Annotated in this window: 10 protein-coding genes; 4 read left to right on the top strand and 6 right to left on the bottom strand. The window is 67.4% G+C overall.

Translation table 11 applies throughout. The features are described from left to right. Positions 1-24 precede the first annotated feature (24 nt). The 5 genes from ABUE11_RS17125 to tkt form a co-directional block, all read right to left on the bottom strand. Complete coding sequence (locus ABUE11_RS17125) at positions 25-2,097, bottom strand: EAL domain-containing protein (RefSeq protein ID WP_367066629.1); 2,073 nt, start codon at positions 2,095-2,097, stop codon at positions 25-27. Further along, positions 2,094-3,116 carry a histidine kinase dimerization/phosphoacceptor domain -containing protein gene (locus ABUE11_RS17120; protein ID WP_367066628.1) on the bottom strand — a complete coding sequence of 341 codons (1,023 nt, stop codon included), beginning with the start codon at positions 3,114-3,116 and terminating at the stop codon, positions 2,094-2,096. Before ABUE11_RS17120 ends, ABUE11_RS17125 begins: the two co-directional genes overlap by 4 nt. Positions 3,117-3,138: 22 nt before the next feature. Beyond that, the gene (locus ABUE11_RS17115) at positions 3,139-4,779 is read right to left on the bottom strand and encodes a methyl-accepting chemotaxis protein (protein ID WP_367066627.1); all 1,641 of its coding nucleotides are present in this window, start codon (positions 4,777-4,779) and stop codon (positions 3,139-3,141) included. Positions 4,780-4,997: 218 nt separating this feature from the next. Then, positions 4,998-5,999 carry a type I glyceraldehyde-3-phosphate dehydrogenase gene (gene gap, locus ABUE11_RS17110; RefSeq protein ID WP_367066626.1) on the bottom strand — a complete coding sequence of 334 codons (1,002 nt, stop codon included), beginning with the start codon at positions 5,997-5,999 and terminating at the stop codon, positions 4,998-5,000. Between the two features lie 42 nt (positions 6,000-6,041). After that, on the bottom strand, positions 6,042-8,099 hold the full coding sequence (tkt, locus tag ABUE11_RS17105) for a transketolase (protein WP_367066624.1): 2,058 nt from the start codon (positions 8,097-8,099) through the stop codon (positions 6,042-6,044). A 115-nt stretch (positions 8,100-8,214) separates the two neighbouring features. On the opposite strand from tkt, the gene ABUE11_RS17100 reads away from it, so the two are divergent. Beyond that, positions 8,215-8,976: a nucleotidyltransferase family protein gene (locus tag ABUE11_RS17100; protein WP_367066622.1), complete on the top strand. Its 762-nt coding sequence runs from the start codon at positions 8,215-8,217 to the stop codon at positions 8,974-8,976. A 118-nt stretch (positions 8,977-9,094) separates the two neighbouring features. Further along, complete coding sequence (locus tag ABUE11_RS17095; protein WP_367066620.1) at positions 9,095-10,477, top strand: aminopeptidase P N-terminal domain-containing protein; 1,383 nt, start codon at positions 9,095-9,097, stop codon at positions 10,475-10,477. A 389-nt stretch (positions 10,478-10,866) separates the two neighbouring features. Here the strand turns inward: ABUE11_RS17095 and ABUE11_RS17090 are convergent, their stop codons facing one another. Continuing rightward, positions 10,867-12,294, bottom strand: a complete 1,428-nt coding sequence (locus ABUE11_RS17090; RefSeq protein ID WP_367066618.1) for a short-chain fatty acyl-CoA regulator family protein — start codon at positions 12,292-12,294, stop codon at positions 10,867-10,869. A gap of 132 nt (positions 12,295-12,426) precedes the next feature. Between ABUE11_RS17090 and ABUE11_RS17085 the strand changes: the two genes are divergently transcribed. Both ABUE11_RS17085 and prpC read left to right on the top strand, forming a co-directional pair. Then, complete coding sequence (locus tag ABUE11_RS17085; RefSeq protein WP_367066616.1) at positions 12,427-12,825, top strand: acyl-CoA thioesterase; 399 nt, start codon at positions 12,427-12,429, stop codon at positions 12,823-12,825. Next, positions 12,822-14,006 carry a 2-methylcitrate synthase gene (gene prpC, locus ABUE11_RS17080; RefSeq protein ID WP_367066615.1) on the top strand — a complete coding sequence of 395 codons (1,185 nt, stop codon included), beginning with the start codon at positions 12,822-12,824 and terminating at the stop codon, positions 14,004-14,006. The genes ABUE11_RS17085 and prpC overlap by 4 nt, the downstream gene beginning before the upstream one ends. Positions 14,007-14,016 lie beyond the last annotated feature (10 nt).

Raw genomic sequence — 14,016 nt, 5'->3', positions numbered from 1 at the left:
GCCTTCTGGTGGCCAGGCGCCTGCCTACTGTGCTGGACGGGATTCGCTGTCCGCACACAACAGCCGCTCGAACTCCGGCAGCGGCACTGCTTTGGAGAAGAGATAGCCCTGTGCCAGGTCGCAGTCCAGGGTCTTCAGCAGGTCGCGCTGTGCCGTTGTCTCCACGCCCTCGGCGATGGTCTGTATGCCGAGCTTGTGGGCCATCACGATGATGGCTTCGAGGATGGCCTGGTCGTCGTCGTCCCTCTCCAGGCTGCGCACGAAGGAGGCGTCGATCTTCAGGTAGTCGATGTCAAACCGCTTGAGGTAGGCCAGCGAAGAAAAGCCCGTGCCAAAGTCGTCCAGCGCCACCTCGATGCCATGGTTGTCGAAGCCCGTGAGGCAATGCTTGACCTGTTGCGAGTCCTCGACCAGCGTGCTTTCGGTGATTTCCATCGACAGTGCATTGCGCGGCAGGCCTGCAGCGTCCAGCAGGCCTGCCCACTGAGTGGCTCCAAAGCCAGGGCTGGCCAGTTGTCTGCCTGACACGTTCACGCTGATGGGCAGCAGTCGGCCCGTGCGTGAGTGGATGCGCGCCACCGCGTGCACGGCCTGGCCAAGCACCCAGGTGCCCAGCTCGTGAATCAGTCCCGACTCTTCCGCCAGGGGAATGAACTCCGCAGGGCTGACCATGCCGTGGTCCGGGTGCCACCAGCGCAGCAGGGCTTCGGCCTTGGCCATGCGGCCGGTGCGCAGGTCGACGATGGGCTGGAAATGCACATGCATCTGTTGCCTGTCCAGCGCTTCGCGCAAGTCGCGCACCAGCAGGGCGCGACGAGTGAGTCGGGCCTGAATGTCGGGGCTGAAATGGGCATATCGGTTGCGCCCTTCGGACTTCGCTTCATACATGGCCTGATCGGCGAACCTCATCAGGTCACCGATCTCGTGGGCATCGTGTGGGCACACGGCGATCCCGATGCTGGCGTGGGTGTGCAACTGGACGTCGCCCAGTGACAGTGGCTTGGCCAGCTCATCGTTGATGCGCGTCGCCAACAGGGCAATCGGACCGGATGCCGTGAGGCCAGGCAGGATGATGCCGAACTCGTCCCCGCCCAGGCGGGCCACCAGGTCACCCTGGCGCACACAGGTTTGAATGCGTTTGGCAACGGCCTTGAGCAGTTCGTCGCCCTTGGCATGTCCCAGGGTGTCGTTGACTTCCTTGAAGTTGTCCAGGTCCAGCAGCAGCAGTGCCGCAGGCCTATCGCGGCCGACCGTGGATCGCAACTGGTTGCGAAACATGTTGCGGTTGGGCAGGCCTGTCAGCTCGTCGAAGTGGGCCTGGTGCCAGATCAGGTCGCCCTGGCGCTTTTTTTCGGTCACGTCCTTGAGCACGACGGTGGTGCCGATCTCGCCCTGTACATCATCTTCAATGGGCGTGACGGTAATTTCCACGTGCAGCTCACGCCCCTGGCAGTTGCTCAACATGGAGGTGTAGCCACTGGGCAGCTCCTTGTGGATCTGCACGCTTTGCCGACCCTGGGGCTCGATCAGAGGAATGACGGCTTCAAGCGGCCTGTCCAGGCATTCTCCGGTCTGGCAACCCAGCAGCTCTGCCGCCGGCAGGTTCATGAAGCCCACGCGTCCGTTCCTGTCGGCCACCACCACGCAGTCGCTGATGCTCGACAGGATCGCCGCCTGGGTGATGCGGGCGGTTCGCAGGCTTTCCTCGACCTTGTGGCGGTGCAGGGCCGTGCGCAGCGCCATGAACAGGTCATGCTCGCGAAACGGCTTCACGATGTAGCCAAACTGGGCGTTGATCTGTGCGCGCTGCAGGGTTTCGCGGTCGGAGTGCGCAGAGGCAAAGATGACGGGAATCTGCCGGCTCTGGTATATCTGTTCCGCAGCCTCGATGCCGTTCATTGTCCCCTTGAGGCGTATGTCCATGAGTATCGCATCGGGCAGCAGCTCCTGCGCCATTGCAATGGCCTCTGCGCCCGTGTCCGCAATGCCCAGCACCTCGTAGCCCATGCGCGTCAGACGGTCGGCCGTTTCCTCGGCAATCAGTGCCTCGTCCTCGACGATGAGCAGTCTCTGCGGCGGTGGATTGCTGCCGCTCATTCGGTTTCCTTTGCCGTGCATTTGTGCGGCAGCGGCAGACTCAGCACCACGCGCGTGCCGGGACTGGCCGGTGCAAACTCCACCGTCCCGTCGATCTGCTTGGTCAGGGAGCGGATCAGGCGCTTGCCCAGCGATGTTCCGCCGGACAGGGTGAAATCTGCCGGCAGGCCGCGGCCATTGTCACGCACCTCCAGTTCGATGCGGCCCGGCCCGCTGTGACGCAGGCCGATCTGCAGCGTGCCCTGCTGACCCGGTGTCATGCCGTGCTTGAGCGCATTGGTGATCAGTTCGTTGAGGATCAATCCGCACGGTACGGCCATGTCGATGCTCAGCAAAATGGGTTCGAGTGAGGTTTCGAGCCGCACCTGATCCGCAGTCAGGCTGTAGCTGCCGATGAGCTGGGTGCTCAGGCTGGTCACGTATTCGGCAAAGTCCACCGTCGCCAGGTTGTGGCTGTAAAGGGTTTCATGCACCAGGGCCATGGATCGCACCCTGTCCTGGCTTTCGCGCAGGATGGCCTTCATGCTCTCGTCCTGCAGCAGGTTGGACTGCAGCGAGAACAGGCTGGCAATCACCGCCAGGTTGTTCTTGACGCGGTGGTGTATCTCCTTGAGCAGCACCTCCTTTTCCTTGAGCGCGGCGAGCACCAGTTGCTCGGCACGCTTGCGCTCGCTGATGTCGCGCACCACGCACAGCGTCACCGGGCCCTCGCTGCTGCGCAAGGGGCTGATCATCACGTCGGCAGGGAACTCGCTGCCGTCCTTGCGCAACCCGAACAGCGCAAGCCCGGCGCCCATCGAGCGCACGCGAGGTGCCTCCTGATAGTGCTGGCGATGCGCCGCGTGCTGATGCATGACTCGCTTGGGGATCAGTTGCTCGATGATCATGGAGTTCAGCTCACCCTGCGCATAGCCAAACAGGCTGCAGGCGCGGCTGTTGGCCTGGGTGATGCGTCCGTCCTGCGCCACTAGCAGCAGTCCGTCGGGCGAGAACTCAAATACTTGTCGATACAGGTCCATGGAATGGTCTTTCGCTGCGTTCCTAGTGCGCCAGCACAGGCAAGGCATGGGCCTTGTGCTGACGGCGAAGCACGACGGCGTCCGGCATGCTGGCCTGGGAGTCCCCTTCCAGCCGGAAGATCTGTACCGACTCGCTCGTGGCATGGGCCAGGCCCTGCAGGGACTGGGCCGAGGAGGCAATCTGCTCGACCATGGCTGCGTTTTGCTGGGTGATGCCGTCAAGCTCGGCGATGGCGGTGTTGACCAGGGCAATGCCACTGCGCTGCTCGCCCGTGGCATGGCTGATTTCGTCCACCAATGCATTGACCTGGCGCACGCTGGCCATCATCTCGGTCATGGTCTCGCGTGCCACCTGCGTGGTCTCATGGCCGGCGCGCACCGTGTGCGCCGCATCGTCGATGAGCTGCTTGATCTCCTTGGCCGATTGGGCGCTGCGCTGTGCGAGGGCGCGGACCTCAGAGGCCACGACGGCAAAGCCGCGCCCATGCTCGCCGGCGCGCGCGGCCTCCACGGCAGCATTGAGCGCGAGGATGTTGGTCTGGAACGCGATGGAGTCGATCACCTGCGTGATCTCGCCGATGCGCTGCGAGGCCTTCTGGATCGCGTCCATGGTCTCGCCCACCTCGTTGACGGCGCGGTGGCTGCGCTCCGTGACGGCCTGGGTCTGCGCGGACAGCTGGCTCGCCTGCCGGGCCGACTCGGCCGTCTGCTCGACGGTGCCCGTGATCTGCTCCATGGCGGACGCCGTCTGCTGCAGGTTGCCGGCCTGAGTCTCGGTGCGCTGCGACAGGTCCAGGTTGCCCTGGGCGATCTCGCGCGTGCCCAGCACCATGCCCTGGCTGTGCGTGCGCGCATCGCGCACGATGGAGCGCAGGTTCACGCCGAGCTGCCCGAGGGCCTGCTCCAGTGCGCCGAGCTCGTCGCCGCGCGTGCGCGCGATCTGCTGCGTCAGGTCGCCCGCGGCCAGGCGGTTGGCGTTGGTCATCAGGCGCCCGAGGGGACTGATCAGCTGGCGCTGCAGCAGCCATCCCGCGGCGCCGAACAGGCCCAGCCGCAGCAGCCAGGCCAGGGCGTTCCATGCGGGCGCATCGGCGGGCAGCAGCGCGATGGCCTGGTTGCCGGCCAGCAGGACGAGCAGCGTGCAGGCGAGCTTGGCGCTGAGCCCCATGCGGGCCAGATCGGCCAGGCGCCCGGCCCACCCGGCCTTGACGACGCGGCCCTCCGAGAGGCGGTGCACGGGGCGTCCAGCCTTCTTCTCGTCACGCATGCGCGCATAGAGCGCCTCGGCCGCGGCGATCTGGGCGCGTGTGGCCTCGGTGCGCACCGACATATAGCCCACGGCCCGACCGTTCTCCATGAGCGGCGTGGCGTTTGCCATGACCCAGTAATGGTCGCCGTTCTTGCGCCGGTTCTTGACCGGGGCCGACCAGGGCTTGCCGCTGGCGATGGTCTGCCACATGTCGCGGTAGGCCTCCTCGGGCATGTCGGGGTGACGCACGATGTTGTGCGGCTGGCCCAGCAGCTCCTCGCGGGTGTAGCCGCTGACCTCGATGAATGCCGGGTTGCAATACAGGATGCGGCCCTTGGTGTCGGTGGTGGACACCAGGGTCTGTCCTGTCGGAAACGGGTATTCCTGGTTCGAGACGGGAAGGTTCAGGCGCATGGCGGGCATCCGATGAGTGAACGGAGAGTTGGGGCAAACCTGTTGCGTGACGCAGGTCCGGCTCTCCGCGTGCCTTGACCTGACGTCAAGAGGGGATTTTATCACACATGCGACTTATGTAAATAAATGTTGCATAAATGCCAAGGGAGTCCCTTGGGCGGACACAAAAAAACGCGCCCGAAGGCGCGTCTGCTGTTGCGGTCGAGCGAAGTGCTGGCTTACTTGCCGGCCATCACGCGCACCATTTCCAGGCACTTGTTGGAGTAGCCCCACTCGTTGTCGTACCAGGCCACGACCTTGACGAAGGTCTTGTCCAGGGCGATGCCGGCGTCGGCGTCGAACACCGAGGTGTGGGTCTCGCCGACGAAGTCGGTGGCCACGACCTTGTCCTCGGTGTAGGCCAGCACGCCCTTGAGGGCGCCCTGGGACTGGGCCTTCATCTCGGCCTTGATCTCGTCGTAGCTGGCTTCCTTCTCGAGTTCGACGGTCAGGTCGACCACCGACACGTCGGAGGTCGGCACGCGGAAGCTCATGCCCGTGAGCTTCTTGTTCAGCGAGGGGATCACCACGCCCACGGCCTTGGCGGCGCCGGTGCTGCTGGGGATGATGTTTTCCAGGATGCCGCGGCCGCCGCGCCAGTCCTTGTTCGAGGGGCCGTCCACGGTCTTCTGCGTGGCGGTGGCGGCGTGCACGGTGGTCATCAGGCCGCGCTTGATGCCCCACTTGTCGTGCAGCACCTTGGCCACGGGCGCCAGGCAGTTGGTGGTGCAGCTGGCGTTGCTGATAATGGCCTGGCCGTCATAGGTCTTGTGGTTCACGCCGAAGACGAACATCGGCGTGTCGTCCTTGGACGGGGCCGACATCAGCACCTTCTTGGCGCCGGCGGCGATGTGCTTCTCGGCGCTGGCCTTGTCCAGGAACAGGCCGGTGGACTCGATCACGATGTCGGCGCCGACCTCGTTCCACTTCAGGTTGGCGGGGTCACGCTCCTGGGTCAGGCGGATCTTCTTGCCGTTGACGATGAGGGTATTGCCATCGACCGACACCTCGCCCTTGAAGCGGCCATGCACCGAGTCATAGCGCAGCATGTAGGCCAGGTAGTCAGGCTCGAGCAGGTCGTTGATGGCGACGACCTCGATGTCGGAGAAGTTCTGCAGCGCCGAGCGCAGCACGTTGCGGCCGATGCGGCCGAAGCCGTTGATGCCAATCTTGATGGTCATGGTGAAGCCTCTAGGGATGGAAAAAACGAAAAACGGGTGGGTTCAGTGCTTGCGCGCCAGCGCCGCACGCACGGTGTCGGCCACGTTCTCGGCGGTGAAGCCGAAATGCTTGAACAGCACGCCCGCGGGTGCCGACTCGCCGAAGCAGTCGATGCCGACCACGGCGGCGCAGCCGTACTTCCACCAGAAGTCGGTCACGCCCATCTCCACCGCGATGCGCGGCAGGCCCGCAGGCAGCACCAGCTTCTTGTATTTGACGTCCTCGCGGTCAAAGGTGGTGGTGCTGGGCATGGAGACCACGCGCACGGGGATTTTTTTCTCGGCCAGCAGCCTTTGCGCGGCCAGCGCCAGCTGCACCTCGGAGCCGGTGGCGATGATGACGGCCTTGGCCTTCTTCTTCAGGCCGATGTCGGCCGGCTCGGACAGGATGTAGGCGCCGCGCGAGATGTCGCCCAGGTCCTTCTTGGGCGCATAGGGCAGGTTCTGGCGGCTCAGCAAGAGCGCCGTGGGCTTGTCGCGGTTGGACAGGGCCACGCTCCAGGCGACGGCGGTCTCGGTGGTGTCGGCCGGGCGCCAGACGTCCAGGCCGGGGATCAGGCGCAGGCTGGCCGCATGCTCGATGGACTGGTGCGTGGGGCCGTCCTCGCCCAGGCCGATGCTGTCGTGCGTGAACACATGCACCACGCGCTGCTTCATGAGCGCCGCCATGCGGATGGCGTTGCGGCTGTAGTCGCTGAAGGTCAGGAAGGTGCCGCCGTAGGGGATGAAGCCGCCATGCAGCGCGATGCCGTTCATGATGGCGGCCATGCCGAACTCGCGCACGCCGTAGTTGATGTGGCGCCCGCCGACCTTCACGGTCTGCTCGCCCAGCGTGACCTCGGCCTGCACGACCTCGCCGGCCTCGTCAAAGCGCAGCGCGGGCGTGCTCTTGGTGTTGGTGAGGTTGGAGCCGGTCAGGTCGGCGCTGCCGCCGAGCAGCTCGGGCAGGGCTGCGGTGAAGGCCTCGAGCGCGATCTGGCTGGCCTTGCGGCTGGCCACGGTCTGGCCCGCGGCGTGGGCCGCGACCACGGCGTCCACAGCGGTCTGGGCGAAATGCTTGGGCAGGTCGCCGGCCATGCGGCGCGTGAGCTCGGCGGCCAGCTCGGGGTAGGCGGCGGCATAGGCGTCAAAGCGCTCGCGCCACTGGCTTTCCGCCTGGGCGCCGGCGTCGCGGGCGCTCCAGTCGGCGTAGATGTCGGCCGGGATCTCGAACGGCGCGTGGCTCCAGCCGATGGCGTTGCGCGTGAGCGTGATCTCGTCGGCGCCCAGCGGCTCGCCATGGGCCTTGGAGGTGCCCGCGCGGTTGGGCGAACCCTGGCCGATGGCGGTCTTGCAGACGATGAAGCTGGGCTTGTCCTGGCTGTCCTTGGCCAAGCGGATGGCGTCGGCCACGGCGCCCGCGTCATGGCCGTCCACGGGGCCGATCACGTTCCAGCCGCAGGCGCGCAGGCGCGCCGGCGTGTCGTCGATGAACCAGGGTGCGACCTGGCCGTCGATGCTGATGCCGTTGTCGTCGTACAGCGCGATCAGCTTGTTCAGCTTCCACGCGCCGGCGAGCGCGATGGCCTCGTGGCTGATGCCCTCCATCAGGCAGCCGTCGCCGAGGAACACATAGGTGTGGTGGTCCACGACCTGGTGGCCATCGCGGTTGAATTCCTTGGCCAGCAGCTTCTCGGCCAGCGCAAAGCCCACGGCGTTGGTGATGCCCTGGCCCAGCGGGCCGGTGGTGGTCTCCACGCCCGGGGTGATGCCATGCTCGGGGTGGCCGGCGGTCTTGCTGTGCAGCTGGCGGAAGTTCTTCAGCTCCTCGATCGGCAGGTCATAGCCCGTCAGGTGCAGGACTGCGTACAGCAGCATGGAGGCATGGCCGTTGGAGAGCACGAAGCGGTCGCGGTCCATCCACTGCGGGTTGGCGGGGTTGTGCTTGAGGTGCTGACCCCAGAGCGCCACGGCCATGTCGGCCATGCCCATGGGGGCGCCGGGGTGGCCGGAGTTGGCTTGTTGAACGGCATCCATTGCGAGTGCGCGTATCGCATTCGCCATTTGTTGTGCATTGGCCATGTAAGGGCGGCTCCACTGGAGAAGGGGTGGGGGCAAAGCCTGCTATTTTACCGGCGTGCCACCGCAGGAGGCCATGGCGCGGCCGGCGCAGGGGCAATGCACTACAGTCGCGGCCATGCACACACAGCCCCCCGCATTGCTGCTGGCCGCCGGCCGCGGCGAGCGCATGCGCCCCCTGACCGACCACATGCCCAAGCCCCTGCTGAGCGTGCAGGGCCGGCCGCTGCTCGAATGGCATTTGCGCGCGCTGGCCCAGGCCGGCGTCGACCGCGTGGTGATCAACACCGCCTGGCTGGGCGAGCAGATCGAGGCGCGGTTTTCAAGCGGTTTTGGCCTCCAAGGCGCACAGGATCAGCGCGAGCAGCTATCGATTTTGTATTCGCACGAGGGCCGGGACTTTGGCCGCGCGCTCGAGACTGGCGGCGGCATCGCGCGCGCGCTGCCGCGGCTTGGGCCCTTGTTCTGGCTTGCCGCGGGCGACGTGTTCGCGCCTGATTTCCGCTTCGAGGCCGAGGCCGCGCGGCGCTTCAGGCAGGGCGACGCGCTGGCCCATCTGTGGCTGGTGGAAAACCCCGCGCACAACGCGCGCGGCGACTTTGGCCTGTCGGACCAGGGCCTGGCGCTGAACCTGCCCGCGGACGATGCCCGTCCGCGCTACACCTACAGCACCATCGCGCTGCTGCGCGCCGAGCTGTTCGCCGCGCCCTGGTGCGACATCCCCGCGGGCAACCCCGAGGGCCTGGCCGCACCGCTGGCGCCGCTCCTGCGCCGCGCCATGGACGCGGGGCGCGTGACGGCCGAGCTGTACCGGGGGCGCTGGACCGACGTGGGCACGCCCGAGCGGCTCGCGGCGCTCAATGCCCACGCGGCGGGGTGAGGCCTGAGCCGACTGTGGCCTGGGCCATGCCAGGCCTGCCTTCCCGATCGGCCCCGCTGCCGGTGGGGTGGCGGCTGCGCGCACCGTGTGGGGCGTGTGGCGGCAGTACGATAGCCGCATGAGCTCCATCTACACCGAACGCCGCGCGCGCCTGGCGGCCCAGTTGGGCGCGGGCGGCATCGCCATCATCCCCACGGCCCCCGAGCGCCAGCGCAACCGCGACAGCGACTACCTGTACCGGCACGACAGCTACTTCTACTACCTGACCGGCTTTGCCGAACCCGGGGCCTGGCTGGTGCTCACCGCCGAGGGCGAGGCCACGCTGCTGTGCCAGCCCAAGGACCTGGAGCGCGAGATCTGGGACGGCTACCGCCTCGGCCCCGAGGCCGCCGTGGCCACGCTGGGCGTCGCGGCCGCGCATTCGGTGACCGAGCTCGATGCGCGCCTGCCGCGCCTGCTGGAAAACCGCGGCCGGGTCTGGTTCCCGTTCGCCACGCACAGCGGCCTGGCCGCGCGCGTCGAGGGCTGGCTGAACCAGGTGCGCGCGCGCGTGCGCTATGGCGCGCTGTGCCCCGAGCAGCAGGGCGACCTGTGCCTGCTGCTCGACGAGATGCGCCTGGTCAAGGACGCGCACGAGCTCGCCATCCTGCGCCGCGCGGGCGCCATCAGCGCCCAGGCCCATGTGCGCGCCATGCAGCGCAGCAGCCGCATGCTGCGCGCGGGCGAGGAGGTGCGCGAATACCACCTCGATGCCGAGCTGCTGCACGCGTTTCGCGAGCAGGGCTCGCAATACCCGGCCTATGGCTCCATCGTCGCCGCGGGCGCCAATGCCTGCGTGCTGCATTACCGCGCCGACAAGGCGCCCGTGCGCGCGGGCGAGCTGGTGCTGATCGACGCGGGCTGCGAGCTCGACGGCTACGCGAGCGACATCACGCGCACCTTCCCGGCCGACGGGCGCTTCACCGGGCCGCAGCGCGCGCTCTACGACCTGGTGCTCGAGAGCCAGAAGGCGGCGATTGCCAGCATCCGCGCCGGCGCGCGCTTCAACGACCCGCACGACGCCGCCGTGGCCGTGCTGGCCCAGGGCATGCTCGATCTGGGCCTGCTGGACAGGAACCAGGTCGGCGGCCTGCAGGACGTGATCGATAAGCGCGCCTACTTCCAATTCTACATGCACCGCACGGGCCACTGGATGGGCATGGACGTGCACGACTGCGGCAGCTATGTCGAGCCTTCCGAGGTCGGCCAGGTGAGCGAGCGCCTGGACCCGTTGTCGGGCGAAACCATCAAGAACCGCCCGAGCCGCATCCTGCGCCCGGGCATGGTGCTGACGGTGGAGCCCGGCATCTACGTGCGCCCCGCGCCCGGCGTGCCCGAGCGCTTCCACGACATCGGCATACGCATAGAGGACGACGCCGTCGTCACCGCGGACGGCTGCGAGCTGCTCACGCGCGGCGTGCCCGTGGAGGGCGATGAGATCGAGGCGCTGATGCGCGCTTGATGCGCGGCTGAGGCCTGACTCCCTCTCCCTCTCCCGCTGGCGGGAGAGGGTAGGGGTGAGGGTGCAGGCCATGGGCGCAGCCCATGAACCACCCCCTCACCCCCACCCTCTCCCCCAAGGGGGCGAGGGGGTGGAAGCCGGCGCCGGACAAGCGCAAGGCGCTATCCAATTTGCGGCTCAAGCAGTGATATCTATTGATTCGTCCTGCCAAGGCACGCGATGCACGCGGAGCCCGTCATCCCCGCGAAAGCGGGGATCCAAGTGCTACCCAAGCCGTTGATTCGTCGCTGCTGTGGATCCCCGCTTTCGCGGGGATGACGGTGGTTTCCTCCTCAACAGACATCGCTACTTGAGCCCAATTTGCCTGGTGCGGCCCATTCTTCCCTTGCTCAGCCGCGCGCAAACCCATAGGGCGTCTCGCGGCTCTGGTGCTCGTCGACCGCAAGCGCCGCGCCCAGGTAGGGAAAGGCGCGCTGCGGGCAATGCGCGCGCTCGCAGACCTTGCAGCCCATGCCTATGGGTGTGGCAGCCTCGGGGGCGTTCAGATCCAGGCCCTGGGCGTAGACCAGGCGCGGGGCGTGGCGTATGTCGCAGCCCAGGCCGATGGAGAAGGTCTTGCGCGGCGCGCCAAAGCCGCGCCCGCCGCCCGAGACCGTGCGCGCAATCCACAGATAGCGGCGCCCATCGGGCATGGCCGCGATCTGGCGCAGCAGGCGCGTGGGCTGCTCGAAGGCCTCGTACACATTCCACAGCGGGCAGGTGCCGCCCGTGCGGCTGAAGTGGAAATGCGTGGCCGACTGGCGCTTGGAGATGTTGCCCGCCCGGTCCACGCGGATGAAGAAAAACGGCACGCCCGGCGCGCCCGGGCGCTGCAGCGTGGACAGGCGGTGGCACACGGTCTCGAAGCCCACGCCAAAGCGCTGCTGCAGCAGGCCTATGTCGTAGCGCAGCGCCTCGGCCGCCTGCAAAAACGCGCCGTAGGGCAGCAGCAGCGCGCCCGCAAAGTAGTTGGCAAGGCCTATGCGCGCGAGCCGGCGCGCGGCCTCGTCGTCCGCAAACGGCGGCGCATCGACCAGCCGGTCCAGGGTGTCGGCCAGCTCCAGCAGGGCCAGCTGCGTGGCCAGCTGGAACGCGCGCTGGGCGGGCTCGAGCTGGGCCGACAGCTGCAGCGTGCGCTGCAGCGGGTCGTAGCGGCGCTTGGCGCCCGCGCCCTCGTCGGCGGGCTGCAGGCGCACGCCATGGCGCTCGCGCAGGCGCTCGGCCAGCCAGTCGGCCAGATCGCCGCCGTGGCGGCCCGGGGCCTCGCCGGCCAGACGCTCGGCGGCGCGGTCCACGGCATCGAAGTGGTTCTGGTGGTCGAAGAAGAAGTCGCGCACCACCTCGAAGGGCATGGCGCGCGCGGCCGCGCCGTCCACCAGGCTCGAGCGGTCGTCGCCCAGGCCCAGCGCCAGGCTCTCCAGCCGCTCCTGGGCCTGCAGCGCGCGCCGCTGCAGCGCAATCACGGCGCGGCCCAGCGCGGGCATCTGCGTCGCCACCTCCTGCAGCTCGGCCATGGCCACGGGCTCGGCGGCATCGGCCAGCGCGTCGCGCAGGCTGGCGACCAGGCGCGCCTCCTCGTCCTCGGAAAACTGCTGCACGTCCACGCCCAGCGCGCTGTGCAGCTTGAGCAGCACCTGCACCGTGAGCGGGCGCTGGTTCTGCTCGATCTGGTTCAGATAGCTCGGCGACAGGCCCAGCGCCTGGGCCAGCGCCACCTGCGACAGGCCGCGTTCGGCGCGCAGCTTGCGCAGCTTCACGCCCATGAAGGTCTTTTTCATGCCGCACCCTCCGGGGGGCGGGTGCCGGCGTTCGCGTGATTCGCAAGATTCGCAGATTGTGGGGTTGTGCTTCGCAAGATTTCGCCTTTTCAGCCCTATGTGGGGAGGGGTATTTTGCGTAAATTGCGAAGCATGACAACACCCCCAGGAACCGTAGAGACACGCGCGCTGGTGCTGCCCCTGCATGCCAACCACCGTGGCAGCCTGTTTGCCGGCCAGGGCCTGCAGCAGCTGGCCAACGCGGCCTTTCTGGCCGCGCGCAGCCTGGCGCAGCGCGAGGTCGTCATGGCCGGCGTGACGGGCGTGCAGTTCCTCGCCCCCGTGCCCGTGGGCAGCCAGCTCACGCTGCGCGGCTGGGTCAGCCGCGTCGGGCGCAGCTCCATGACCGTGTGCGTGACCGGCCTGGCCGATCAGCCCGGCATTGCGCCCGAGCAGGTATTGCAAGCGGTGTTCGAGATGGTGGCGGTGGACGCCGCCGGCCGTCCCGTCGCCATCGACACAACCCTTCGCAACCAGGAGACCCCCACATGACTACCGCCACCCTCGACGCCGCAGCCACCGCGGCTGCCACATCTGCCGCGCCCAAGGCCAAGAAATCCGTCGCCCTCTCGGGCGTGACGGCGGGCAACACCCAGCTGTGCACCGTGGGCCGCAGCGGCAACGACCTGCATTACCGCGGCTACGACATCCTCGACATCGCCGAGGTCTGCGAGTTCGAGGAAATCGCCCACCTGCTGGTGCATGGCAAGCTGCCCACGCGCGCCGAACTCAAGGCCTACAAGGCCAAGCTCAAGGCCCTGCGCGGCCTGCCCGGCAGCGTGAAGGCCGCGCTGGAGCAACTGCCCGCCGCCAGCCACCCCATGGACGTGATGCGCACGGGCGTATCGGCCCTGGGCTGCGCCCTGCCCGAGAAGGACGACCACAACCTGCCGGGCGCGCGCGACATTGCCGACCGGCTGATGGCGTCGCTGGGCTCCATGCTGCTGTACTGGTACCACTACAGCAACTCGGGCCGTCGCATCGAGGTGGAGACCGATGACGACTCCATCGGCGGACACTTTTTGCACCTGCTGCATGGCGCCAGGCCGCAGGAGAGCTGGGTGCGCGCCATGCACACCTCGCTCAATCTCTACGCCGAGCATGAGTTCAACGCCTCCACCTTCACGGCACGCGTGATCGCCGGTACGGGCAGCGACATGTATTCGAGCATTGCCGGCGCCATCGGCGCGCTGCGCGGCCCCAAGCACGGCGGCGCCAACGAGGTGGCCTTCGAGGTGCAAAAGCGCTACGACAACCCCGACGAGGCCGAGGCGGACATCCGCCGCCGCGTGCAGGCCAAGGAGGTGGTGATCGGCTTTGGCCACCCGGTCTACACCGTGAGCGACCCGCGCAACGTCATCATCAAGGGCGTGGCCCGGCGCCTGGCGCAGGAGGCGGGATCGACCAAGATGTACGACATTGCCGAGCGGCTGGAGGCCGTGATGTGGGAGGTGAAACAGATGTTTCCCAACCTCGACTGGTTCAGCGCCGTGAGCTACCACATGATGCAGGTGCCCACCGCCATGTTCACGCCGCTGTTCGTCATCGCCCGCACCAGCGGCTGGGCCGCGCATGTGATCGAGCAGCGCCAGGACAACAAGATCATCCGGCCGAGTGCGAATTACACCGGGCCGGAGGATCAGAAGTTTGTGCCCATCGAGGAACGCATTTAAAAAACCATAG

The organism is Oryzisolibacter sp. LB2S, assembly GCF_040732315.1.
Classification (GTDB): domain Bacteria; phylum Pseudomonadota; class Gammaproteobacteria; order Burkholderiales; family Burkholderiaceae_C; genus Alicycliphilus; species Alicycliphilus soli.
This window is presented reverse-complemented; position numbering and strand designations above follow the sequence as displayed.